The following is a 21326-nucleotide window of genomic DNA, read 5'->3' on the forward strand; positions in this document are numbered from 1 at the left end:
AGGAAGAGATGGAAACTATCGCTAAACATCGCCATGCTCGTTCTTCTGCTCAGAAGGTTCGCCTTGTTGCTGACCTGATTCGCGGTAAGAAAGTGTCGCAGGCTCTGGATATTCTGACCTACACCAATAAGAAAGCGGCTGTACTGGTTAAGAAAGTTCTGGAATCTGCCATTGCTAACGCTGAACACAACGATGGCGCTGACATTGACGATCTGAAAGTTACGAAAATTTTCGTAGACGAAGGCCCGAGCATGAAGCGCATTATGCCGCGTGCAAAAGGTCGTGCAGATCGCATCCTGAAGCGCACCAGCCACATCACTGTGGTTGTGTCCGATCGCTGAGACTCTGGAGACTAGCAATGGGTCAGAAAGTACATCCTAATGGTATTCGCCTGGGTATTGTAAAACCATGGAACTCTACCTGGTTTGCGAACACCAAAGAATTCGCTGACAACCTGGACAGCGATTTTAAAGTACGTCAGTACCTGACTAAGGAACTGGCTAAAGCGTCCGTATCTCGTATCGTTATCGAGCGTCCGGCTAAGAGCATCCGTGTAACCATTCACACTGCTCGCCCGGGTATCGTTATCGGTAAGAAAGGTGAAGACGTAGAAAAACTGCGTAAGGTCGTAGCGGACATCGCTGGCGTTCCTGCACAGATCAACATCGCCGAAGTTCGTAAGCCTGAACTGGACGCAAAACTGGTTGCTGACAGCATCACTTCTCAGCTGGAACGTCGCGTAATGTTCCGTCGTGCTATGAAGCGTGCTGTACAGAACGCAATGCGTCTGGGCGCTAAAGGTATTAAAGTTGAAGTTAGCGGCCGTCTGGGCGGCGCGGAAATCGCACGTACCGAATGGTACCGCGAAGGTCGCGTACCGCTGCACACTCTGCGTGCTGACATCGACTACAACACCTCTGAAGCGCACACCACTTACGGTGTAATCGGCGTTAAAGTGTGGATCTTCAAAGGCGAGATCCTGGGTGGTATGGCTGCTGTTGAACAACCGGAAAAACCGGCTGCGCAACCTAAAAAGCAGCAGCGTAAAGGCCGTAAATAAGGAGCGTCGCTGATGTTACAACCAAAGCGTACAAAATTCCGTAAAATGCACAAAGGCCGTAACCGCGGTCTGGCGCAGGGTACGGATGTTAGCTTCGGCAGCTTCGGTCTGAAAGCTGTTGGCCGTGGTCGTCTGACTGCCCGTCAGATCGAAGCAGCACGTCGTGCTATGACCCGTGCAGTTAAGCGTCAAGGTAAGATCTGGATCCGTGTGTTCCCGGACAAACCGATCACTGAAAAGCCGCTGGCAGTGCGTATGGGTAAAGGTAAAGGTAACGTGGAGTATTGGGTTGCCTTGATTCAGCCGGGTAAAGTCCTGTATGAAATGGACGGTGTTCCGGAAGAGCTGGCCCGTGAAGCATTCAAGCTGGCAGCAGCGAAACTGCCGATTAAAACCACCTTTGTAACTAAGACGGTGATGTAATGAAAGCAAAAGAGCTGCGTGAGAAGAGCGTTGAAGAGCTGAACACCGAGCTGCTGAACCTGCTGCGTGAGCAGTTCAACCTGCGTATGCAGGCTGCAAGTGGCCAGCTGCAACAGTCTCACCTGTTGAAGCAAGTGCGTCGCGATGTCGCACGCGTTAAGACTTTACTGAACGAGAAGGCGGGTGCGTAATGACCGATAAAATCCGTACTCTGCAAGGTCGCGTTGTTAGCGACAAAATGGAAAAATCCATTGTTGTTGCTATCGAACGTTTTGTGAAACACCCGATCTACGGTAAATTCATCAAGCGTACGACCAAACTGCACGTACATGACGAGAACAACGAATGCGGTATCGGTGACGTGGTTGAAATCCGCGAATGCCGTCCGCTGTCCAAGACTAAATCCTGGACGCTGGTTCGCGTTGTAGAGAAAGCGGTTCTGTAATACAGTACACTCTCTCGATACGAATAAACGGCTCAGAAATGAGCCGTTTATTTTTTCTACCCATATCTTTGAAGCGGTGTTATAATGCCGCGCCCTCGATATGGGGATTTTTAACGACCTGATTTTCGGGTCTCAGTAGTAGTTGACATTAGCGGAGCACTAAAATGATCCAAGAACAGACTATGCTGAACGTCGCCGACAACTCCGGTGCACGTCGCGTAATGTGTATCAAGGTTCTGGGTGGCTCGCACCGTCGCTACGCAGGCGTAGGCGACATCATCAAGATCACCATCAAAGAAGCAATTCCGCGTGGTAAGGTCAAAAAAGGTGATGTGCTGAAGGCGGTAGTGGTGCGCACCAAGAAGGGTGTTCGTCGCCCGGACGGTTCTGTCATTCGCTTCGATGGTAATGCTTGTGTTCTTCTGAACAACAACAGCGAGCAGCCTATCGGTACGCGTATTTTTGGGCCGGTAACTCGTGAGCTTCGTAGTGAGAAGTTCATGAAAATTATCTCTCTGGCACCAGAAGTACTCTAAGGAGCGAATCATGGCAGCGAAAATCCGTCGTGATGACGAAGTTATCGTGTTAACCGGTAAAGATAAAGGTAAACGCGGTAAAGTTAAGAATGTCCTGTCTTCCGGCAAGGTCATTGTTGAAGGTATCAACCTGGTTAAGAAACACCAGAAGCCGGTTCCGGCTCTGAACCAACCGGGTGGCATCGTTGAAAAAGAAGCCGCTATTCAGGTTTCCAACGTAGCAATCTTCAATGCGGCAACCGGCAAGGCTGACCGTGTAGGCTTTAGATTCGAAGACGGTAAAAAAGTCCGTTTCTTCAAGTCTAACAGCGAAACTATCAAGTAATTTGGAGTAGTACGATGGCGAAACTGCATGATTACTACAAAGACGAAGTAGTTAAAAAACTCATGACTGAGTTTAACTACAATTCTGTCATGCAAGTCCCTCGGGTCGAGAAGATCACCCTGAACATGGGTGTTGGTGAAGCGATCGCTGACAAAAAACTGCTGGATAACGCAGCAGCAGACCTGGCAGCAATCTCCGGTCAAAAACCGCTGATCACCAAAGCACGCAAATCTGTTGCAGGCTTCAAAATCCGTCAGGGCTATCCGATCGGCTGTAAAGTAACTCTGCGTGGCGAACGCATGTGGGAGTTCTTTGAGCGCCTGATCACTATTGCTGTACCTCGTATCCGTGACTTCCGTGGCCTGTCCGCTAAGTCTTTCGACGGTCGTGGTAACTACAGCATGGGTGTCCGTGAGCAGATCATCTTCCCAGAAATCGACTACGATAAAGTCGACCGCGTTCGTGGTTTGGATATTACCATTACCACTACTGCGAAATCTGACGAAGAAGGCCGTGCTCTGCTGGCTGCCTTTGACTTCCCGTTCCGCAAGTAAGGTAGGGTTACTAAATGGCTAAGCAATCAATGAAAGCACGCGAAGTAAAACGCGTAGCTTTAGCTGATAAATACTTCGCGAAACGCGCTGAACTGAAAGCGATCATCTCTGATGTGAACGCTTCCGACGAAGATCGTTGGAATGCTGTTCTCAAGCTGCAGACTCTGCCGCGTGATTCCAGCCCGTCTCGTCAGCGTAACCGCTGCCGTCAAACAGGTCGTCCGCATGGTTTCCTGCGGAAGTTCGGGTTGAGCCGTATTAAGGTCCGTGAAGCCGCTATGCGCGGTGAAATCCCGGGTCTGAAAAAGGCTAGCTGGTAATTGTCACCAATTGAATCACGGGAGTAAAGACAGATGAGCATGCAAGATCCGATCGCGGATATGCTGACCCGTATCCGTAACGGTCAGGCCGCGAACAAAGCTGCGGTCACCATGCCTTCCTCCAAGCTGAAAGTGGCAATCGCCAACGTGCTGAAGGAAGAAGGTTTTATTGAAGATTTTAAAGTTGAAGGCGACACCAAGCCTGAACTGGAACTGACTCTTAAGTATTTCCAGGGCAAAGCTGTTGTAGAAAGCATTCAGCGTGTCAGCCGCCCAGGTCTGCGCATCTATAAACGTAAAGATGAGCTGCCGAAAGTTATGGCGGGTCTGGGTATCGCAGTTGTTTCTACCTCTAAAGGTGTTATGACTGATCGTGCAGCGCGCCAGGCTGGTCTTGGTGGCGAAATTATCTGCTACGTAGCCTAATCGGAGGAAAAAATGTCTCGTGTTGCTAAAGCACCGGTCGTTGTTCCTGCCGGCGTTGATGTAAAAATCAACGGTCAGGTTATTACGATCAAAGGTAAAAACGGCGAGCTGACTCGTACTCTCAACGATGCTGTTGAAGTTAAACATGCAGATAATACCCTGACCTTCGGTCCGCGTGATGGTTACGCAGACGGTTGGGCTCAGGCTGGTACCGCGCGTGCCCTGCTGAACTCAATGGTTATCGGTGTTACCGAAGGCTTCACTAAGAAGCTGCAGCTGGTTGGTGTAGGTTACCGTGCAGCGGTTAAAGGCAATGTGATTAACCTGTCTCTGGGTTTCTCTCATCCTGTTGACCATCAGCTGCCTGCGGGTATCACTGCTGAATGTCCGACTCAGACTGAAATCGTGCTGAAAGGCGCTGATAAGCAGGTGATCGGTCAGGTTGCAGCGGATCTGCGCGCCTACCGTCGTCCTGAGCCTTACAAAGGCAAGGGTGTTCGTTACGCCGACGAAGTCGTGCGTACCAAAGAGGCTAAGAAGAAGTAAGGTAACACTATGGATAAGAAATCTGCTCGTATCCGTCGTGCGACCCGCGCACGCCGCAAGCTCCAGGAGCTGGGCGCAACTCGCCTGGTGGTACATCGTACCCCGCGTCACATTTACGCACAGGTAATTGCACCGAACGGTTCTGAAGTTCTGGTAGCTGCTTCTACTGTAGAAAAAGCTATCGCTGAACAACTGAAGTACACCGGTAACAAAGACGCGGCTGCAGCTGTGGGTAAAGCTGTCGCTGAACGCGCTCTGGAAAAAGGCATCAAAGATGTATCCTTTGACCGTTCCGGGTTCCAATATCATGGTCGTGTCCAGGCACTGGCAGATGCTGCCCGTGAAGCTGGCCTTCAGTTCTAAGGTAGAGGTGTAAGATGGCTCACATCGAAAAACAAGCTGGCGAACTGCAGGAAAAGCTGATCGCGGTAAACCGCGTATCTAAAACCGTTAAAGGTGGTCGTATTTTCTCCTTCACAGCTCTGACTGTAGTTGGTGATGGTAACGGTCGCGTTGGTTTTGGTTACGGTAAAGCGCGTGAAGTTCCAGCAGCGATCCAGAAAGCGATGGAAAAAGCCCGTCGCAATATGATTAACGTCGCGCTGAATAACGGCACTCTGCAACACCCTGTTAAAGGTGTTCACACGGGTTCTCGCGTATTCATGCAGCCGGCTTCCGAAGGTACCGGTATCATCGCCGGTGGTGCAATGCGCGCCGTTCTGGAAGTCGCTGGGGTTCATAACGTTCTGGCTAAAGCATATGGTTCCACCAACCCGATCAACGTGGTTCGTGCAACTATTGATGGCCTGGAAAATATGAGTTCTCCAGAAATGGTCGCTGCCAAGCGTGGTAAATCCGTTGAAGAAATTCTGGGGAAATAAACCATGGCAAAGACTATTAAAATTACTCAAACCCGCAGTGCAATCGGTCGTCTGCCGAAACACAAGGCAACGCTGCTTGGCCTGGGTCTGCGTCGTATTGGTCACACCGTAGAGCGCGAGGATACTCCTGCTATTCGCGGTATGATCAACGCGGTTTCCTTCATGGTTAAAGTTGAGGAGTAAGAGATGCGTTTAAATACTCTGTCTCCGGCCGAAGGCTCCAAAAAGGCGGGTAAACGCCTGGGTCGTGGTATCGGTTCTGGCCTCGGTAAAACCGGTGGTCGTGGTCACAAAGGTCAGAAATCTCGTTCTGGCGGTGGCGTACGTCGCGGTTTCGAAGGTGGTCAGATGCCTCTGTACCGTCGTCTGCCGAAATTCGGCTTCACTTCTCGTAAAGCAGCGATTACAGCCGAAGTTCGTCTGTCTGACCTGGCTAAAGTAGAAGGCGGTGTTGTAGACCTGAATACGCTGAAAGCGGCTAACATTATCGGTATCCAGATCGAGTTCGCGAAAGTGATCCTGGCTGGCGAAGTAACTACTCCGGTAACTGTTCGTGGCCTGCGTGTTACTAAAGGCGCTCGTGCTGCTATCGAAGCTGCTGGCGGTAAAATCGAGGAATAAGTAGCAGATGGCTAAACAACCGGGATTAGATTTTCAAAGTGCCAAAGGTGGCTTAGGCGAGCTGAAACGCAGACTGCTGTTTGTTATCGGTGCGCTGATTGTGTTCCGTATTGGCTCTTTTATTCCGATCCCTGGTATTGATGCCGCTGTACTTGCCAAACTGCTTGAGCAACAGCGAGGCACCATCATTGAGATGTTTAACATGTTCTCTGGTGGTGCTCTCAGCCGTGCTTCTATCTTTGCTCTGGGGATCATGCCGTATATTTCGGCGTCGATCATTATCCAGCTGCTGACGGTGGTTCACCCAACGCTGGCAGAAATTAAGAAAGAAGGGGAGTCTGGTCGTCGTAAGATCAGCCAGTACACCCGTTACGGTACTCTGGTGCTGGCAATATTCCAGTCGATCGGTATTGCTACCGGTCTGCCGAATATGCCTGGTATGCAAGGCCTGGTTATTAACCCGGGCTTTGCATTCTACTTCACCGCTGTTGTAAGTCTGGTCACGGGAACCATGTTCCTGATGTGGTTGGGCGAACAGATCACTGAACGAGGTATCGGCAACGGTATTTCAATCATTATCTTCGCCGGTATTGTCGCGGGACTCCCGCCAGCCATTGCCCATACTATCGAGCAAGCGCGTCAAGGCGACCTGCACTTCCTCGTGTTGCTGTTGGTTGCAGTATTAGTATTTGCAGTGACGTTCTTTGTTGTATTTGTTGAGCGTGGTCAACGCCGCATTGTGGTAAACTACGCGAAACGTCAGCAAGGTCGTCGTGTCTATGCTGCACAGAGCACACATTTACCGCTGAAAGTGAATATGGCGGGGGTAATCCCGGCAATCTTCGCTTCCAGTATTATTCTGTTCCCGGCGACCATCGCGTCATGGTTCGGGGGCGGTACTGGTTGGAACTGGCTGACAACAATTTCGCTGTATTTGCAGCCTGGGCAACCGCTTTATGTGTTACTCTATGCGTCTGCAATCATCTTCTTCTGTTTCTTCTACACGGCGTTGGTTTTCAACCCGCGTGAAACAGCAGATAACCTGAAGAAGTCCGGTGCATTTGTACCAGGAATTCGTCCGGGAGAGCAAACGGCGAAGTATATCGATAAAGTAATGACCCGTCTGACCCTGGTTGGTGCGTTGTACATTACCTTTATCTGCCTGATCCCGGAGTTCATGCGTGATGCAATGAAAGTACCGTTCTACTTCGGTGGAACCTCACTGCTTATCGTTGTTGTCGTGATTATGGACTTTATGGCTCAAGTGCAAACTCTGATGATGTCCAGTCAGTATGAGTCTGCATTGAAGAAGGCGAACCTGAAAGGCTACGGCCGATAATTGGTCGCCCGAGAAGTTACGGAGAGTAAAAATGAAAGTTCGTGCTTCCGTCAAGAAATTATGCCGTAACTGCAAAATCGTTAAGCGTGATGGTGTCATCCGTGTGATTTGCAGTGCCGAGCCGAAGCATAAACAGCGCCAAGGCTGATTTATTCGCATATTTTTCTTGCAAAGTTGGGTTGAGCTGGCTAGATTAGCCAGCCAATCTTTTGTATGTCTGTGCGTTTCCATTTGAGTATCCTGAAAACGGGCTTTTCAGCATGGAACGTACATATTAAATAGTAGGAGTGCATAGTGGCCCGTATAGCAGGCATTAACATTCCTGATCATAAGCATGCCGTAATCGCATTAACTTCGATTTATGGCGTCGGCAAGACCCGTTCCAAAGCCATCCTGGCTGCAGCGGGTATCGCTGAAGATGTTAAGATCAGTGAGCTGTCTGAAGGACAAATCGACACGCTGCGTGACGAAGTTGCCAAATTTGTCGTTGAAGGTGATCTGCGCCGTGAAATCAGCATGAGCATCAAGCGCCTGATGGATCTTGGTTGCTATCGCGGTTTGCGTCATCGTCGTGGTCTCCCGGTTCGCGGTCAGCGTACCAAGACCAACGCACGTACCCGTAAGGGTCCGCGCAAACCGATCAAGAAATAATCGGGGTGATTGAATAATGGCAAAGGCACCAATTCGTGCACGTAAACGTGTAAGAAAACAAGTCTCTGACGGCGTGGCTCATATCCATGCTTCTTTCAACAACACCATCGTGACTATCACTGATCGTCAGGGTAACGCGTTGGGTTGGGCAACTGCCGGTGGTTCCGGTTTCCGTGGTTCTCGCAAATCCACTCCGTTTGCAGCTCAGGTTGCAGCAGAGCGTTGCGCTGACGCCGTGAAAGAATACGGCATCAAGAATCTGGAAGTTATGGTTAAAGGTCCGGGTCCAGGCCGCGAATCTACTATTCGTGCTCTGAACGCCGCAGGTTTCCGCATCACTAACATTACTGATGTGACTCCGATCCCTCATAACGGTTGTCGTCCGCCGAAAAAACGTCGCGTATAACGCTTCGTTTTCCAGGTTTGTTGGAGAAAGAAAATGGCAAGATATTTGGGTCCTAAGCTCAAGCTGAGCCGTCGTGAGGGCACCGACTTATTCCTTAAGTCTGGCGTTCGCGCGATCGATACCAAGTGTAAAATTGAACAAGCTCCTGGCCAGCACGGTGCGCGTAAACCGCGTCTGTCTGACTATGGTGTGCAGTTGCGTGAAAAGCAAAAAGTTCGCCGTATCTATGGTGTGCTGGAGCGTCAGTTCCGTAACTACTATAAAGAAGCAGCACGTCTGAAAGGCAACACCGGTGAAAACCTGTTGGCTCTGCTGGAAGGTCGTCTGGACAACGTTGTATACCGTATGGGCTTCGGTGCCACTCGTGCAGAAGCACGTCAGCTGGTTAGCCATAAAGCAATTATGGTAAACGGTCGTGTTGTTAACATCGCTTCTTATCAGGTTAGTCCGAATGACGTTGTAAGCATTCGTGAGAAAGCGAAGAAGCAGTCTCGCGTGAAAGCCGCTCTGGAGCTGGCTGAGCAGCGTGAAAAGCCAACCTGGCTGGAAGTTGATGCTGGCAAGATGGAAGGTACGTTTAAGCGTAAGCCGGAGCGTTCTGATCTGTCTGCGGACATTAACGAACACCTGATCGTCGAGCTTTACTCCAAGTAAAGCTTAGTACCAAAGAGAGGACACAATGCAGGGTTCTGTGACAGAGTTTCTAAAACCGCGCCTGGTTGATATCGAGCAAGTGAGTTCGACGCACGCCAAGGTGACCCTTGAGCCTTTAGAGCGTGGCTTTGGCCATACTCTGGGTAACGCACTGCGCCGTATTCTGCTCTCATCGATGCCGGGTTGCGCGGTGACCGAGGTTGAGATTGATGGTGTACTACATGAGTACAGCACCAAAGAAGGCGTTCAGGAAGATATCCTGGAAATCCTGCTCAACCTGAAAGGGCTGGCGGTGAGAGTTCAGGGCAAAGATGAAGTTATTCTTACCTTGAATAAATCTGGCATTGGCCCTGTGACTGCAGCCGATATCACCCACGACGGTGATGTCGAAATCGTCAAGCCGCAGCACGTGATCTGCCACCTGACCGATGAGAACGCGTCTATTAGCATGCGTATCAAAGTTCAGCGCGGTCGTGGTTATGTGCCGGCTTCTACCCGAATTCATTCGGAAGAAGATGAGCGCCCAATCGGCCGTCTGCTGGTCGACGCATGCTACAGCCCTGTAGAGCGTATTGCCTACAATGTTGAAGCAGCGCGTGTAGAACAGCGTACCGACCTGGACAAGCTGGTCATCGAAATGGAAACCAACGGCACAATCGATCCTGAAGAGGCGATTCGTCGTGCGGCAACCATTCTGGCTGAACAACTGGAAGCTTTCGTTGACTTACGTGATGTACGTCAGCCGGAAGTGAAAGAAGAGAAACCAGAGTTCGATCCGATCCTGCTGCGCCCTGTTGACGATCTGGAATTGACTGTCCGCTCTGCTAACTGCCTTAAAGCAGAAGCTATCCACTATATCGGTGATCTGGTACAGCGTACCGAGGTTGAGCTCCTTAAAACGCCTAACCTTGGTAAAAAATCTCTTACTGAGATTAAAGACGTGCTGGCTTCCCGTGGACTGTCTCTGGGTATGCGCCTGGAAAACTGGCCACCGGCAAGCATCGCTGACGAGTAACCGGATCACAGGTTAAGGTTTTACTGAGAAGGATAAGGTCATGCGCCATCGTAAGAGTGGTCGTCAACTGAACCGCAACAGCAGCCATCGCCAGGCTATGTTCCGCAATATGGCAGGTTCACTGGTTCGTCATGAAATCATCAAGACGACTCTGCCTAAAGCGAAAGAGCTGCGCCGCGTAGTTGAGCCGCTGATTACTCTTGCCAAGACTGATAGCGTTGCTAATCGTCGTCTGGCATTCGCCCGTACTCGTGATAACGAGATCGTGGCAAAACTGTTTAACGAACTGGGCCCGCGTTTCGCGAGCCGTGCCGGTGGTTACACTCGTATTCTGAAGTGTGGTTTCCGTGCAGGCGACAACGCGCCGATGGCTTACATCGAGCTGGTTGATCGTTCAGAGAAAGCAGAAGCTGCTGCAGAGTAATCTGAAGCAACGTAAAAAAACCCGCCCCGGCGGGTTTTTTTATGCCTGTAGTATCCCCACTTATCTACAATAGCTGTACTCTTTTTGTTCATCCCCTGGAGTATTTATGTGGTTACTTGACCAGTGGGCAGAGCGCCATATATCAGAAGCGCAAGCGAAAGGTGAGTTTGATAACCTGCCAGGTAGCGGCGAACCATTGATACTTGATGATGATTCCCACGTGCCACCGGAATTACGTGCGGGGTATCGCTTGTTGAAGAATGCCGGTTACTTACCTCCAGAACTTGAACAGCGAAAGGAGGCAATTCAACTTATGGATATCCTCAAAGGCATTCGCCAGGACGATCCGCAATATCATGAGATTAGTCGTCGGTTGTTATTACTGGAGTTAAAGCTGCGACAAGCAGGATTGAGCACCGATTTTTTACGTGGCGTGTATGCTGAAAAATTGTTGAATAAAATCAATGATAACTAATGGAGTAAATATGTATCGCATTGGTGAGCTGGCAAAACTTGCGGAAGCAACGCCTGACACGATTCGTTATTACGAAAAGCAACAAATGATGGATCATGAAGTACGTACCGAAGGTGGTTTTCGTCTTTATACCGAAAGCGATCTCCGACGTTTGAAGTTTATTCGTCACGCCAGACAGCTCGGTTTCAGCCTTGAGTCGATCCGAGAATTACTGTCGATCCGTATCGATCCTGAACACCATACCTGTCAGGAATCAAAAGGCATTGTGCAGGAAAGATTACAGGAAGTGGAAGCGCGGATAGCCGAGTTGCAGAGTATGCAACGTTCTCTGCAACGGCTTAATGATGCCTGTTGTGGGACGGCTCATAGCAGCGTTTATTGCTCGATTCTTGAAGCTCTTGAGCAAGGAGCGAGTGGCGTTAAGAGTGGCTGTTGATTTATTGCACTGGCGGGATTACACTCGCGCCGTTAAACAACCAACTGGAGTTTTTATGAGCCGATATCAGCATACTAAAGGGCAGATAAAGGATAATGCGATAGAAGCATTACTGCATGACCCCCTGTTCAGACAACGCGTAGAGAAAAATAAAAAAGGGAAAGGCAGCTATATGCGAAAAGGAAAACATGGCAATCGGGGGAACTGGGAGGCCAGTGGCAAGAAAGTGAATCGCTTTTTTACCACTGGCCTTCTGCTTTCTGGCGCTTGTTAAGAGCGGTTATTCTGCTCTTTCAGCAAATCACGAATTTCTGTCAGTAATACTTCTTCTTTAGTTGGTGCTGGAGCCGCCGCCGGTTCTTCTTTTTTCCGATTCAGTTTGTTGATTAGCTTAATCGCCATAAAGATGGCAAAGGCAACAATCAGAAAATCAAATACGTTTTGAATGAAGACGCCGTAATGCATAACAACAGCGGGTACATCCCCCTGCGCATCGCGTAATGTGACAGCAAACTGTTTAAAGTCGATCCCGCCAATTAATAAACCCAGTGGCGGCATGATGATATCAGCAACCAGTGAAGAGACGATCTTACCGAATGCCGCGCCGATAATGACACCCACTGCCAAATCCACCACGTTCCCGCGCATCGCAAATTCGCGAAATTCTTTAATAATGCTCATGTTATTCTCCCTATGAAACTGACATTTATAAGTCTAACAAATGTTAAGCTATTTTCCTGCCAGGAATGAATTTAATTAATCCTTGATAATCAAAGGGAAATAATAAGGCGTCATTAGACGCCTTATTAACTACAAAAAGAAAGGGCTTGGCTGGAAGAGTCTTTCGACGTCGGTAATAAACTTTTTATCTGTGAGGAACATAATTACGTGATCGCCTTGCTCAATGCGTAAATTATCATTAGCAATCATCACGTCGTTTCCACGTACCACTGCACCGATAATTGTCCCAGGCGGCAGTTTAATTTCATCAATAACCCGACCAACAACACGAGAAGTGCTCTCATCACCGTGAGCAACAGCTTCAATAGCTTCAGCCACACCTCGACGGAGTGAGGAAACACCAACAATATCAGCTTTTCGCACATGACTAAGCAACGCGGAAATAGTTGCTTGTTGCGGTGAAATCGCAATATCGATCACGCTTCCTTGAACCAGATCCACATAAGCGCGACGCTGGATCAACACCATCACCTTTTTCGCCCCCATACGTTTGGCAAGCATGGCGGACATGATATTGGCTTCGTCATCGTTGGTGACGGCAATAAATAGATCAACTTGATCAATATGTTCTTCAGCCAGCAGTTCCTGATCCGACGCATCGCCAAAAAAGACGATCGTATTCTGCAACTTTTCCGCCAATTCGGCTGCGCGCTGCTGATTACGTTCGATGAGTTTGACGCTGTAATCTTTTTCCAGACGACGCGCCAGTCCAGCGCCGATGTTGCCGCCGCCTACCAGCATAATCCGCTTATACGGTTTTTCCAGACGTTGTAATTCGCTCATCACCGCGCGGATATGTTGTGAAGCGGCAATAAAGAACACTTCATCACCAGCTTCAACGATGGTCGAACCTTGCGGACGAATGGGGCGATCGTGGCGGAAAATTGCTGCCACACGAGTATCGATATGTGGCATATGTTCGCGCATGGTCGAAAGTGCATTACCAATCAGCGGGCCACCATAATAGGCTTTAACCACAGCCAGGCTGACTTTACCCTCAGCGAAGTTCACCACCTGCAATGCGCCGGGATACTCAATCAGTCGGTAAATATTATCGATAACCAACTGCTCTGGCGCGATCAGATGATCAATCGGTACGGCATCAGAATGGAATAGCTTATCAGCATCTCGAACGTAGTCCGGCGAGCGGATACGAGCGATGCGATTAGGGGTGTTGAAAAGTGAGTAGGCTACCTGGCAGGCAACCATATTAGTTTCATCTGAACTGGTTACAGCAACCAGCATATCGGCGTCGTCGGCACCGGCCTCCCGCAATACGCGTGGATGAGAGCCATGCCCCTGCACAACACGCAGGTCAAATTTATCCTGCAAGGTCCGCAGACGCTCACCATTAGTATCGACAACGGTAATATCGTTGTTCTCACCAACCAGGTTTTCCGCCAGCGTGCCGCCAACCTGACCGGCACCCAGAATGATAATTTTCATCAGTCGCGACCCGTTATCTCATCACTTTTTGATTAGCTTAGCGTAAAAGAAGCCGTCGCCTTCTTCGGAGCCTGGCAGATTTTGCTTACCAGGTTGCTCTGGTGTTCCTGTTTCGCAAAGTACGGCATCATCCGTACGTTGCAAAAAGGCTTTAATCTGCTGGCTGTTCTCTTCCGGTAACACCGAACAGGTGGCATAAACCAGGGTTCCACCGGATTTTAAATGCGGCCAGATGGCGTCAAGAATTTCAGACTGCAACTGCGCGAGTTCCGGGATATCGCGGTCGCGACGCAACCATTTAATATCCGGATGGCGACGAATTACACCGGTTGCCGAACAAGGCGCATCTAATAAAATGCGATCAAACTGTTGCTCGCCGCACCATTGGGAAGGGTAACGGCCATCACCTTGTTTCACGATTGCCTTCATACCAAGGCGTTTTAAATTGTCGTAAACGCGAGAAAGGCGCTGTTCGTCAATATCAACCGCCAGCACTTGCGCTTCTGGTGCCACCTCAAGGATATGTGTTGTTTTACCGCCGGGGGCGGCACAAAGATCCAGAATGTGTTCACCGTTTTGTGGAGCAAGCCAGGTCATGCAACCTTGTGCTGATACATCCTGAACGGTAACCCATCCTTCTTCAAAACCTGGTAGCGCATGAACCGGCGCGGGTGTTTCCAGGCGTACAGCATCCGGGTAATCCGCATGTGGGAAGCCTTTCATGCCTGCTTCTTCCAGAAGTCCAATCCAGCTATCGCGGGAATGATGCGTACGATTAATGCGTAGCCACATCGGCGGGCGCTGGTTATTGGCTTCGACGATGGATTGCCACTGCTCTGGATATGCTTTTTGCAGACGCTTCAGCAACCAGGAAGGATGCAGATAACGTGCATCACTGGCATTAAACTCGGCTAATAACTCTTCTTGCTGACGCTGGAACTGGCGTAATACGCCGTTAATCAACCCTTTAAGCTGCGGGCGTTTAATCGCAACTGCGCCTTCAACTGTTTCCGCAAGCGCGGCGTGTGGCGGAATACGGGTATAAAGTAGTTGGTACAGTCCGACCATAATCAGGTAATGCACGGTCCGCTGTTTGCCGGTCATCGGACGGGCCATTAACTTATTAATCAGCCAGTCTAGCTGTGAGAGCGTACGCAGTACGCCAAAGCACAACTCTTGAAGAAGTGCTTTGTCTTTATCGGAAACTTTTTGCTGTAGCGGTGGCAGAATGTTGCTTAATGATTGCCCTTGCTCGACGACTTGTTCAATGGCCTGGGCCGCCATGCTACGTAAATTACGTTGTTTTTTCATAAGTATAAAAATAAAAATGCCCGGCAAGACCGGGCTTAGAAGAGTGGACTATCAGGCCAGACGGTTGCCCGGAACAAACCATTCCCGACGAGAATTCAGGAGGTCTTGCGCGCTCATCGCTTTCTTACCCGCAGGTTGTAACGAGAGCAGGTTCAGGATGCCATCACCAGTTGCAACCTGGATGCCTTGTTTGTTGGCTTCAAGGATCGTTCCTGGTGCGGCTTTGGTTGCCGTATCAATGACCGACGCTTTCCAGACTTTAACCGGTTGTCCTTCAATTTCCAGCCAGCTCATTGGCCATGGATTGAAAGCGCGAATGCAGCGTTCAAGTTGGGCTGCCGAAAGCGACCAGTCAATACGCGCTTCTTCTTTACTCAACTTTTCAGCGTAAGTGACAAGAGTTTCGTCCTGAACTTCTGGTTTCGCCGTGCCGTCTGCCAGTTGTTTCAACGTGGTGATAAGCCCTTGTGGGCCAAGCTCTGCCAGTTTGTCGTACAGCGTACCACTGGTATCTTCTGCGGTAATCGGGCAGGAGAGTTTATAAAGCATGTCGCCGGTGTCCAAACCGACATCCATTTGCATAATGGTCACGCCAGTTTCTGCATCACCCGCCCATAACGAACGTTGGATTGGCGCGGCACCGCGCCAGCGAGGCAGCAGTGAACCATGAACATTGATACAGCCGAGACGTGGCATCTCCAGCACAGCTTTAGGCAGAATCAGCCCATAAGCGACGACGACCATAACATCAGCTTGCAGATCGGCGACCAGTTGCTGGTTTTCTTGTGGACGCAAGGAAACAGGCTGAAAAATGGGTAAGCCTTTTTCTTCAGCCAGCACTTTGACCGGACTGGGCATCAGCTTTTTGCCGCGTCCTGCTGGTCGGTCAGGTTGGGTAAACACGCCAACAACGTTATGTCCAGAAGACAACAGCGCGTCAAGATGACGCGCTGCAAAGTCAGGTGTACCCGCAAAAATAATACGTAGTGATTCTGACACGTTAATTCTTATCCTTAAGCCCGGGCTTTCAGACGATCCAGTTTTTCAACTTTCTGACGAATACGTTGTTGTTTTAGCGGTGACAGATAATCCATAAACAGTTTGCCAACCAGATGATCCATCTCATGCTGAATACAGATGGCTAACAGACCGTCTGCTTCCAGTTCAAATGGTTTACCGTCGCGGTCCAGGGCGCGAATTTTCACTTTCTCTGCGCGCGGTACTAAAGCACGTTGTTCAGGGATCGACAGGCAACCTTCTTCAATGCCTGTTTCGCCGCTTTTTTCTAAAAGCTCCGGATTGATTAACACCAACCGTTCGTCACGGTTTTCCGAAACATCAATAACAATGATACGTTGATGGATATCAACCTGGGTTGCCGCCAGGCCAATACCTTCTTCTGCGTACATCGTCTCGAACATATCATCGACGATACGCTGAATTTCTGCATTCACTTCTTCTACCGGTTTAGCAACTTTGCGAAGCCGCTCGTCCGGAATATGTAACACTTGCAAAACTGACATAAATCTCCAGAGATGTGTTCAGGAGTTAGAAAGATTATTTCTTCTATTCTAGACAAATCCCCCTCTGATTGACAGCATCACTGACCAATCGCAAAGATTGCTAAGGCTGCTTATGGCAGGGAGATAAGGATGGTCGATACAGAAATTTGGCTGCGTCTGATGAGCATCAGCAGCTTGTACGGCGATGATATGGTCCGTATGGCTCACGCGTTGGCGAAACTACCACACATTGATGTTGTTATATTGCAACAAGTAGGGCTTTCATTACTGCAGGCACAGCGTTTCCTCTCTTTTTCGCAGAAGAGTCTGGATAGTGCGCTTATGTGGCTTGAGCAACCTAACCATCATTTTATCCCAGCGGATAGCGAATTTTACCCTCCTCAACTTCTCGCAACGGTTGATTATCCCGGAGCTCTGTTTGTTGCCGGGGAGCTTCCCGCATTGCGATCCTTTCAGCTTGCCGTCGTGGGAAGTCGTGCTCATTCATGGTATGGCGAGCGATGGGCACGATTATTTTGCGAATCGCTGGCGACACGTGGCGTAACGATTACCAGTGGACTGGCGCGTGGAATCGATGGTGTGGCGCATAAAGCGGCGGTACAGGTAAATGGCGTTAGTATTGCGGTGCTGGGAAATGGACTCAATACCATTCATCCGCGTCGCCATATTCAACTCGCCGCTAGTCTGCTTGAACAGGGTGGTGCTCTCGTCTCGGAATTTCCCCTCGATGTTCCACCCCTTGCTTACAATTTCCCGCGAAGAAATCGTATTATCAGTGGTCTAAGTAAAGGTGTACTGGTGGTGGAAGCGGCTTTACGCAGTGGTTCTTTAGTGACAGCACGTTGTGCGCTTGAACAGGGGCGAGAAGTTTTTGCCTTGCCCGGTCCATTAGGGAGTCCGGGAAGCGAAGGGTCTCACTGGTTAATAAAACAAGGTGCGACTCTTGTGACGGAACCGGAAGAAATTCTGGAAAATTTGCAATACGGACTGCACTGGTTGCCAGATGCCCCTGAAAATTCATTTTATTCACCAGATCAGGAAGACGTGGCATTGCCATTTCCTGAGCTCCTGGCTAACGTAGGAGATGAGGTAACACCTGTTGACGTCGTCGCTGAACGTGCCGGCCAACCTGTGCCAGAGGTAGTTACTCAACTACTAGAACTGGAGTTAGCAGGGTGGATCGCAGCAGTACCCGGCGGCTATGTCCGATTGAGGAGGGCATGCCATGTTCGACGTACTAATGTATTTGTTTGAAACCTATATTCACACAGAAGCTGAGTTGCGTGTGGATCAAGACAAACTTGAACAGGATCTTACCGACGCAGGATTTGATCGAGAAGATATCTACAATGCCCTGCTTTGGCTGGAAAAGCTTGCTGATTATCAGGAAGGACTGGCAGAACCGATGCAACTGGCCTCTGATCCACTCTCCATGCGTATTTATACCCCTGAAGAGTGTGAAAGACTGGACGCCAGCTGTCGTGGGTTTCTGCTTTTCCTTGAGCAAATTCAGGTGCTTAACCTTGAAACCCGTGAAATGGTGATAGAGCGAGTGCTCGCGCTGGATACCGCAGAGTTCGACCTGGAAGACCTGAAATGGGTAATCCTGATGGTGTTATTCAACATTCCGGGCTGCGAAAATGCGTACCAGCAAATGGAAGAATTACTCTTTGAAGTAAATGAAGGTATGCTGCATTAATTATTTCTTTAATTCAGCATAAGTTGTTATGGCGAAATCAGCACTGTTCACGGTGCGTAATAATGAGTCCTGCCCAAAGTGCGGGGCTGAACTGGTTATTCGATCCGGGAAACACGGTCCGTTTCTTGGATGCTCACAGTATCCGGCGTGTGACTACGTCCGTCCTCTGAAGTCTTCAGCGGATGGACATATCGTCAAAGTTCTGGAGGGGCAGGTTTGCCCTGTATGTAGCGCAAATCTGGTATTACGCCAGGGACGCTTTGGTATGTTTATTGGTTGCAGTAACTACCCTGAATGCGAACATACCGAACTTATCGATAAACCGGACGAAACAGCAATTACATGTCCCCAATGTCGGACGGGCCATCTGGTCCAGCGCCGCTCCCGTTATGGCAAAACATTCCACTCCTGTGATCGCTACCCGGAGTGTCAATTTGCTATTAACTTCAAACCAATAGCCGGAGAGTGCCCTGAGTGTCATTATCCGCTACTCATCGAAAAGAAAACCGCGCAGGGTGTAAAACACTTTTGTGCCAGTAAACAATGTGGAAAGCCGGTTTCGGCGGAATAATAACGTGAATAATAACCTGCAAGGAGACGCTATCGCAGCTGCGATAGATGTCCTCAATGAAGAACGTGTCATCGCCTATCCAACGGAAGCCGTTTTCGGTGTCGGGTGCGATCCTGATAGCGAAACTGCAGTGATGCGACTGTTGGAGTTAAAACAGCGTCCGGTTGATAAGGGGCTGATTTTAATCGCGGCAAATTACGAGCAGCTCAAACCTTATATTGATGACAGTATGATGACGGACGCGCAGCGTGAATCCATTTTTTCTCGCTGGCCAGGTCCTGTTACCTTTGTCTTTCCCGCGTCGGCGACAACACCGCGCTGGTTAACAGGCCGCTTTGATTCGCTTGCTGTACGAGTCACCGACCATCCGTTGGTGATTGCTTTGTGCCAGGCTTATGGTAAACCGCTGGTTTCTACCAGTGCCAACTTGAGTGGATTGCCACCTTGTCGAACAGTAGACGAAGTTCGCGCGCAATTTGGTGCGGAGTTCCCGGTTGTGCCTGGTGAGACGGGGGGGCGTTTAAATCCTTCAGAAATCCGCGATGCCCTGACGGGTGAACTGTTTCGACAGGGGTAAGTTGATGGAAACCTATGCTGTTTTTGGTAATCCGATTGCACATAGCAAATCGCCATTCATTCATCAGCAATTTGCGCAGCAGCTGAATATTGAACATCCCTATGGGCGCGTGTTGGCACCCATTAATGATTTCATCAACACACTGAATGCATTCTTTGCCGCTGGTGGTAAAGGTGCAAATGTGACGGTGCCTTTTAAAGAAGAGGCTTTTGCCAGAGCGGATGAGCTTACTGAACGGGCAGCGTTGGCTGGTGCTGTTAATACCCTCAAGCGGTTAGAAGATGGACGCCTGCTGGGTGACAATACCGATGGTATAGGCTTGTTAAGCGATCTGGAACGTCTGTCTTTTATCCGTCCTGGTTTACGTATTCTGCTCATCGGCGCTGGTGGAGCATCTCGCGGCGTACTACTGCCACTTCTTTCCCTGGACTGTGCGGTGACAATCACTAATCGGACGGTATCCCGCGCGGAAGAGTTGACTAAATTGTTTGCGCATACGGGCAGTGTTCAGGCGTTGGGTATGGACAAACTGGAAGGACATGAGTTCGATCTCATTATTAATGCAACATCCAGTGGCATTAGTGGCGATATTCCAGCGATTCCAGCATCGCTTATTCATCCAGATATTTGTTGTTATGACATGTTCTATCAGAAAGGGAAAACACCTTTTCTGACATGGTGTGAGCTGCAAGGCTCAAAGCGTAATGCTGATGGATTAGGGATGCTGGTGGCACAGGCGGCACATGCTTTCCTTCTTTGGCATGGTGTCCTGCCTGACGTAGAACCAGTTATCAAACAATTGCAACAGGAGTTGTCAGCGTGAATCAGGCCATCCAGTTTCCAGACAGGGAGGAGTGGAATGAGAGCAAAAAATGCGTATGTTTTCCCGCTCTGGTGAACGGTATGCAACTGACTTGTGCAATTACTGGCGAAAGTCTGGCGAATCGCTTTACAGGGGATACGCCAGAACAGTACTTAGCGAATTTTCGTCAGCATCGCTGGGACCTGGAAGAAGAAGCAGAAAGCTTAATTCAGGCTCAAAGCGAAGATGATCAAGGTTGGGTTTGGTTGCTTTGATCCAGATACTCGTCTTTCCATTTCACGTAGTTATTAGCTGAATAGCGTAACCCAGACTTTTCTTCATCAGTTAACGGGCGGATCTGCTTGACGGGGCTACCGAGATACAGATATCCGCTCTCCAGCCGTTTATTTTGTGGGACAAGGCTACCCGCCCCAATCATCACATCATCTTCTACTATTGCGCCATCAAGTAAAATTGAGCCCATCCCAACCAGCACACGATTGCCAATGGTGCAGCCGTGGAGCATCACTTTATGTCCAACCGTAACATCTTCGCCGACGATCAACGGATTGCCTTGTGGATTAGCCGTTGATTTATGGGTCACGTGTAAGACGCTGCCATCCTGGATATTGGTTCGGGCGCCGATCTGAACATAATTAACATCACCACGAATTACAACAAGTGGCCAGATCCCCACATCATCGGCCAACCGAACATCACCAATAACCACACTACTACAGTCGATCATGACTCGCTGACCGATTTGTGGAAAAAGATCCCGGTATGGGCGTAGAGTGTCTGACATACTTACCTCAACGAAAAATGATTTATCTATGACTTTGGGTGCTTTATTAGCCTTGCGCAAGTGTTTTGCTATGTAAAAATGCGCCATTTTGCATGTGAATGCAGCAAAGAGGATGAAAAAACAACAAACAGAAAAAAAGATCAAAAAAGTGCTTGTGCAAAAAATTGGGATCCCTATAATGCGCCTCCGTTGAGACGACAACGTGAAACACTTCACAAGATGGTCGTGACAACGAAGAGAAAAAATCCTGAAATTCGGGGTTGACTCTGAAAGAGGAAAGCGTAATATACGCCACCTCGCGACAGTGAGCTGAA

General features: G+C 49.5%; 38 protein-coding genes. 31 read left to right on the forward strand and 7 right to left on the reverse strand.

Annotated elements, in window-relative coordinates; translation table 11 throughout:
- Positions 1-8 precede the first annotated feature (8 nt).
- The 25 genes from rplV to arfA all read left to right on the forward strand — a co-directional run bounded on the left by rplV (position 9) and on the right by arfA (position 11811).
- A complete protein-coding gene (gene rplV / locus WES_RS18840) occupies positions 9-341 on the forward strand; it encodes a 50S ribosomal protein L22 (protein WP_000447529.1) in 333 nt (110 codons plus the stop codon).
- A 17-nt stretch (positions 342-358) separates the two neighbouring features.
- The gene (rpsC, locus tag WES_RS18835; RefSeq protein WP_000529945.1) at positions 359-1060 is read left to right on the forward strand and encodes a 30S ribosomal protein S3; all 702 of its coding nucleotides are present in this window, start codon (positions 359-361) and stop codon (positions 1058-1060) included.
- A gap of 12 nt (positions 1061-1072) precedes the next feature.
- Positions 1073-1483, forward strand: coding sequence for a 50S ribosomal protein L16 (gene rplP / locus WES_RS18830; RefSeq protein ID WP_000941212.1), 411 nt, complete (start codon positions 1073-1075; stop codon positions 1481-1483).
- Positions 1483-1674, forward strand: a complete 192-nt coding sequence (gene rpmC / locus WES_RS18825; RefSeq protein ID WP_000644741.1) for a 50S ribosomal protein L29 — start codon at positions 1483-1485, stop codon at positions 1672-1674. The genes rplP and rpmC overlap by 1 nt, the downstream gene beginning before the upstream one ends.
- Positions 1674-1928 (forward strand): 30S ribosomal protein S17, encoded by a 255-nt coding sequence (gene rpsQ, locus WES_RS18820; RefSeq protein ID WP_000130100.1) that lies wholly within the window; start codon positions 1674-1676, stop codon positions 1926-1928. The genes rpmC and rpsQ overlap by 1 nt, the downstream gene beginning before the upstream one ends.
- A 164-nt stretch (positions 1929-2092) precedes the next feature.
- Positions 2093-2464, forward strand: a complete 372-nt coding sequence (gene rplN / locus WES_RS18815; protein ID WP_000613955.1) for a 50S ribosomal protein L14 — start codon at positions 2093-2095, stop codon at positions 2462-2464.
- Positions 2465-2474: 10 nt separating this feature from the next.
- Positions 2475-2789 carry a 50S ribosomal protein L24 gene (gene rplX / locus WES_RS18810; RefSeq protein ID WP_000729185.1) on the forward strand — a complete coding sequence of 105 codons (315 nt, stop codon included), beginning with the start codon at positions 2475-2477 and terminating at the stop codon, positions 2787-2789.
- Positions 2790-2803: 14 nt separating this feature from the next.
- Positions 2804-3343 carry a 50S ribosomal protein L5 gene (gene rplE, locus WES_RS18805; protein WP_001096200.1) on the forward strand — a complete coding sequence of 180 codons (540 nt, stop codon included), beginning with the start codon at positions 2804-2806 and terminating at the stop codon, positions 3341-3343.
- 14 nt (positions 3344-3357) lie between these two features.
- A complete protein-coding gene (gene rpsN / locus WES_RS18800; RefSeq protein WP_001118930.1) occupies positions 3358-3663 on the forward strand; it encodes a 30S ribosomal protein S14 in 306 nt (101 codons plus the stop codon).
- A gap of 33 nt (positions 3664-3696) precedes the next feature.
- A complete protein-coding gene (rpsH, locus tag WES_RS18795) occupies positions 3697-4089 on the forward strand; it encodes a 30S ribosomal protein S8 (protein WP_000062611.1) in 393 nt (130 codons plus the stop codon).
- Between the two features lie 12 nt (positions 4090-4101).
- Positions 4102-4635: a 50S ribosomal protein L6 gene (gene rplF, locus WES_RS18790; protein ID WP_000091945.1), complete on the forward strand. Its 534-nt coding sequence runs from the start codon at positions 4102-4104 to the stop codon at positions 4633-4635.
- 9 nt (positions 4636-4644) lie between these two features.
- Complete coding sequence (rplR, locus tag WES_RS18785) at positions 4645-4998, forward strand: 50S ribosomal protein L18 (protein WP_000358960.1); 354 nt, start codon at positions 4645-4647, stop codon at positions 4996-4998.
- A 14-nt stretch (positions 4999-5012) separates the two neighbouring features.
- Positions 5013-5516, forward strand: coding sequence for a 30S ribosomal protein S5 (gene rpsE / locus WES_RS18780; protein ID WP_000940122.1), 504 nt, complete (start codon positions 5013-5015; stop codon positions 5514-5516).
- Positions 5517-5519: 3 nt separating this feature from the next.
- A complete protein-coding gene (rpmD, locus tag WES_RS18775) occupies positions 5520-5699 on the forward strand; it encodes a 50S ribosomal protein L30 (protein WP_001140433.1) in 180 nt (59 codons plus the stop codon).
- 3 nt (positions 5700-5702) lie between these two features.
- Positions 5703-6137: a 50S ribosomal protein L15 gene (rplO, locus tag WES_RS18770; RefSeq protein ID WP_001238917.1), complete on the forward strand. Its 435-nt coding sequence runs from the start codon at positions 5703-5705 to the stop codon at positions 6135-6137.
- Between the two features lie 7 nt (positions 6138-6144).
- Positions 6145-7476, forward strand: a complete 1332-nt coding sequence (secY, locus tag WES_RS18765) for a preprotein translocase subunit SecY (RefSeq protein WP_001118861.1) — start codon at positions 6145-6147, stop codon at positions 7474-7476.
- Between the two features lie 31 nt (positions 7477-7507).
- Positions 7508-7624, forward strand: coding sequence for a 50S ribosomal protein L36 (gene rpmJ, locus WES_RS18760; protein WP_000868187.1), 117 nt, complete (start codon positions 7508-7510; stop codon positions 7622-7624).
- Between the two features lie 146 nt (positions 7625-7770).
- Positions 7771-8127: a 30S ribosomal protein S13 gene (rpsM, locus tag WES_RS18755; RefSeq protein WP_000090775.1), complete on the forward strand. Its 357-nt coding sequence runs from the start codon at positions 7771-7773 to the stop codon at positions 8125-8127.
- Positions 8128-8143: 16 nt separating this feature from the next.
- Complete coding sequence (gene rpsK, locus WES_RS18750; protein ID WP_001029684.1) at positions 8144-8533, forward strand: 30S ribosomal protein S11; 390 nt, start codon at positions 8144-8146, stop codon at positions 8531-8533.
- Between the two features lie 33 nt (positions 8534-8566).
- Positions 8567-9187 carry a 30S ribosomal protein S4 gene (rpsD, locus tag WES_RS18745; RefSeq protein WP_000135224.1) on the forward strand — a complete coding sequence of 207 codons (621 nt, stop codon included), beginning with the start codon at positions 8567-8569 and terminating at the stop codon, positions 9185-9187.
- A 25-nt stretch (positions 9188-9212) separates the two neighbouring features.
- Positions 9213-10202, forward strand: a complete 990-nt coding sequence (locus WES_RS18740; protein ID WP_001162094.1) for a DNA-directed RNA polymerase subunit alpha — start codon at positions 9213-9215, stop codon at positions 10200-10202.
- 40 nt (positions 10203-10242) lie between these two features.
- Positions 10243-10626 carry a 50S ribosomal protein L17 gene (gene rplQ, locus WES_RS18735; RefSeq protein ID WP_001216368.1) on the forward strand — a complete coding sequence of 128 codons (384 nt, stop codon included), beginning with the start codon at positions 10243-10245 and terminating at the stop codon, positions 10624-10626.
- A gap of 106 nt (positions 10627-10732) precedes the next feature.
- Complete coding sequence (locus WES_RS18730) at positions 10733-11101, forward strand: DnaJ family domain-containing protein (protein WP_000266524.1); 369 nt, start codon at positions 10733-10735, stop codon at positions 11099-11101.
- A gap of 10 nt (positions 11102-11111) precedes the next feature.
- Complete coding sequence (gene zntR, locus WES_RS18725; RefSeq protein WP_000285592.1) at positions 11112-11537, forward strand: Zn(2+)-responsive transcriptional regulator; 426 nt, start codon at positions 11112-11114, stop codon at positions 11535-11537.
- Between the two features lie 55 nt (positions 11538-11592).
- Complete coding sequence (gene arfA, locus WES_RS18720) at positions 11593-11811, forward strand: alternative ribosome-rescue factor ArfA (protein ID WP_000092701.1); 219 nt, start codon at positions 11593-11595, stop codon at positions 11809-11811.
- On the opposite strand, the gene mscL is transcribed toward arfA, so the two are convergent.
- From mscL to def, 5 genes are all read right to left on the reverse strand, one after another.
- Positions 11808-12218 carry a large-conductance mechanosensitive channel protein MscL gene (gene mscL / locus WES_RS18715; RefSeq protein ID WP_000022446.1) on the reverse strand — a complete coding sequence of 137 codons (411 nt, stop codon included), beginning with the start codon at positions 12216-12218 and terminating at the stop codon, positions 11808-11810. The two genes, arfA and mscL, sit on opposite strands and share 4 nt — an antisense overlap.
- 129 nt (positions 12219-12347) lie before the next feature.
- A complete protein-coding gene (gene trkA, locus WES_RS18710) occupies positions 12348-13724 on the reverse strand; it encodes a Trk system potassium transporter TrkA (RefSeq protein WP_000691382.1) in 1377 nt (458 codons plus the stop codon).
- A gap of 21 nt (positions 13725-13745) precedes the next feature.
- Positions 13746-15035, reverse strand: a complete 1290-nt coding sequence (gene rsmB, locus WES_RS18705; protein WP_016159508.1) for a 16S rRNA (cytosine(967)-C(5))-methyltransferase RsmB — start codon at positions 15033-15035, stop codon at positions 13746-13748.
- Positions 15036-15086: 51 nt separating this feature from the next.
- A complete protein-coding gene (gene fmt / locus WES_RS18700) occupies positions 15087-16034 on the reverse strand; it encodes a methionyl-tRNA formyltransferase (protein ID WP_016159507.1) in 948 nt (315 codons plus the stop codon).
- 14 nt (positions 16035-16048) lie between these two features.
- A complete protein-coding gene (gene def, locus WES_RS18695; protein ID WP_000114984.1) occupies positions 16049-16558 on the reverse strand; it encodes a peptide deformylase in 510 nt (169 codons plus the stop codon).
- 129 nt (positions 16559-16687) lie between these two features.
- Between def and dprA the strand changes: the two genes are divergently transcribed.
- The 6 genes from dprA to WES_RS18665 are packed head-to-tail and all read left to right on the forward strand — an operon-like array spanning position 16688 to position 20482.
- The gene (gene dprA, locus WES_RS18690; protein WP_000228559.1) at positions 16688-17812 is read left to right on the forward strand and encodes a DNA-protecting protein DprA; all 1125 of its coding nucleotides are present in this window, start codon (positions 16688-16690) and stop codon (positions 17810-17812) included.
- Complete coding sequence (gene smg, locus WES_RS18685; protein WP_000460672.1) at positions 17784-18257, forward strand: DUF494 family protein Smg; 474 nt, start codon at positions 17784-17786, stop codon at positions 18255-18257. The genes dprA and smg overlap by 29 nt, the downstream gene beginning before the upstream one ends.
- Before the next feature lie 28 nt (positions 18258-18285).
- Positions 18286-18828, forward strand: coding sequence for a DNA topoisomerase family protein (locus WES_RS18680; protein ID WP_010357255.1), 543 nt, complete (start codon positions 18286-18288; stop codon positions 18826-18828).
- Positions 18829-18832: 4 nt separating this feature from the next.
- A complete protein-coding gene (gene tsaC / locus WES_RS18675; RefSeq protein WP_016159506.1) occupies positions 18833-19405 on the forward strand; it encodes an L-threonylcarbamoyladenylate synthase type 1 TsaC in 573 nt (190 codons plus the stop codon).
- A 4-nt stretch (positions 19406-19409) separates the two neighbouring features.
- Complete coding sequence (gene aroE / locus WES_RS18670; protein ID WP_016159505.1) at positions 19410-20228, forward strand: shikimate dehydrogenase; 819 nt, start codon at positions 19410-19412, stop codon at positions 20226-20228.
- Entirely contained in the window at positions 20225-20482 is a 258-nt protein-coding gene (locus WES_RS18665; RefSeq protein ID WP_001070587.1) for a DUF1488 family protein, read from the forward strand. Before aroE ends, WES_RS18665 begins: the two co-directional genes overlap by 4 nt.
- On the opposite strand, the gene WES_RS18660 is transcribed toward WES_RS18665, so the two are convergent.
- Positions 20458-21012: a gamma carbonic anhydrase family protein gene (locus WES_RS18660; protein ID WP_001285641.1), complete on the reverse strand. Its 555-nt coding sequence runs from the start codon at positions 21010-21012 to the stop codon at positions 20458-20460. The two genes, WES_RS18665 and WES_RS18660, sit on opposite strands and share 25 nt — an antisense overlap.
- 46 nt (positions 21013-21058) lie before the next feature.
- A partial coding sequence (locus tag WES_RS24330) for a hypothetical protein (RefSeq protein WP_222859135.1) occupies positions 21059-21326 on the reverse strand: 268 nt, incomplete at its 5' end.

Source organism: Escherichia sp. KTE31 (genome assembly GCF_000407925.1).
Classification (GTDB): Bacteria; Pseudomonadota; Gammaproteobacteria; order Enterobacterales; family Enterobacteriaceae; genus Escherichia; species Escherichia ruysiae.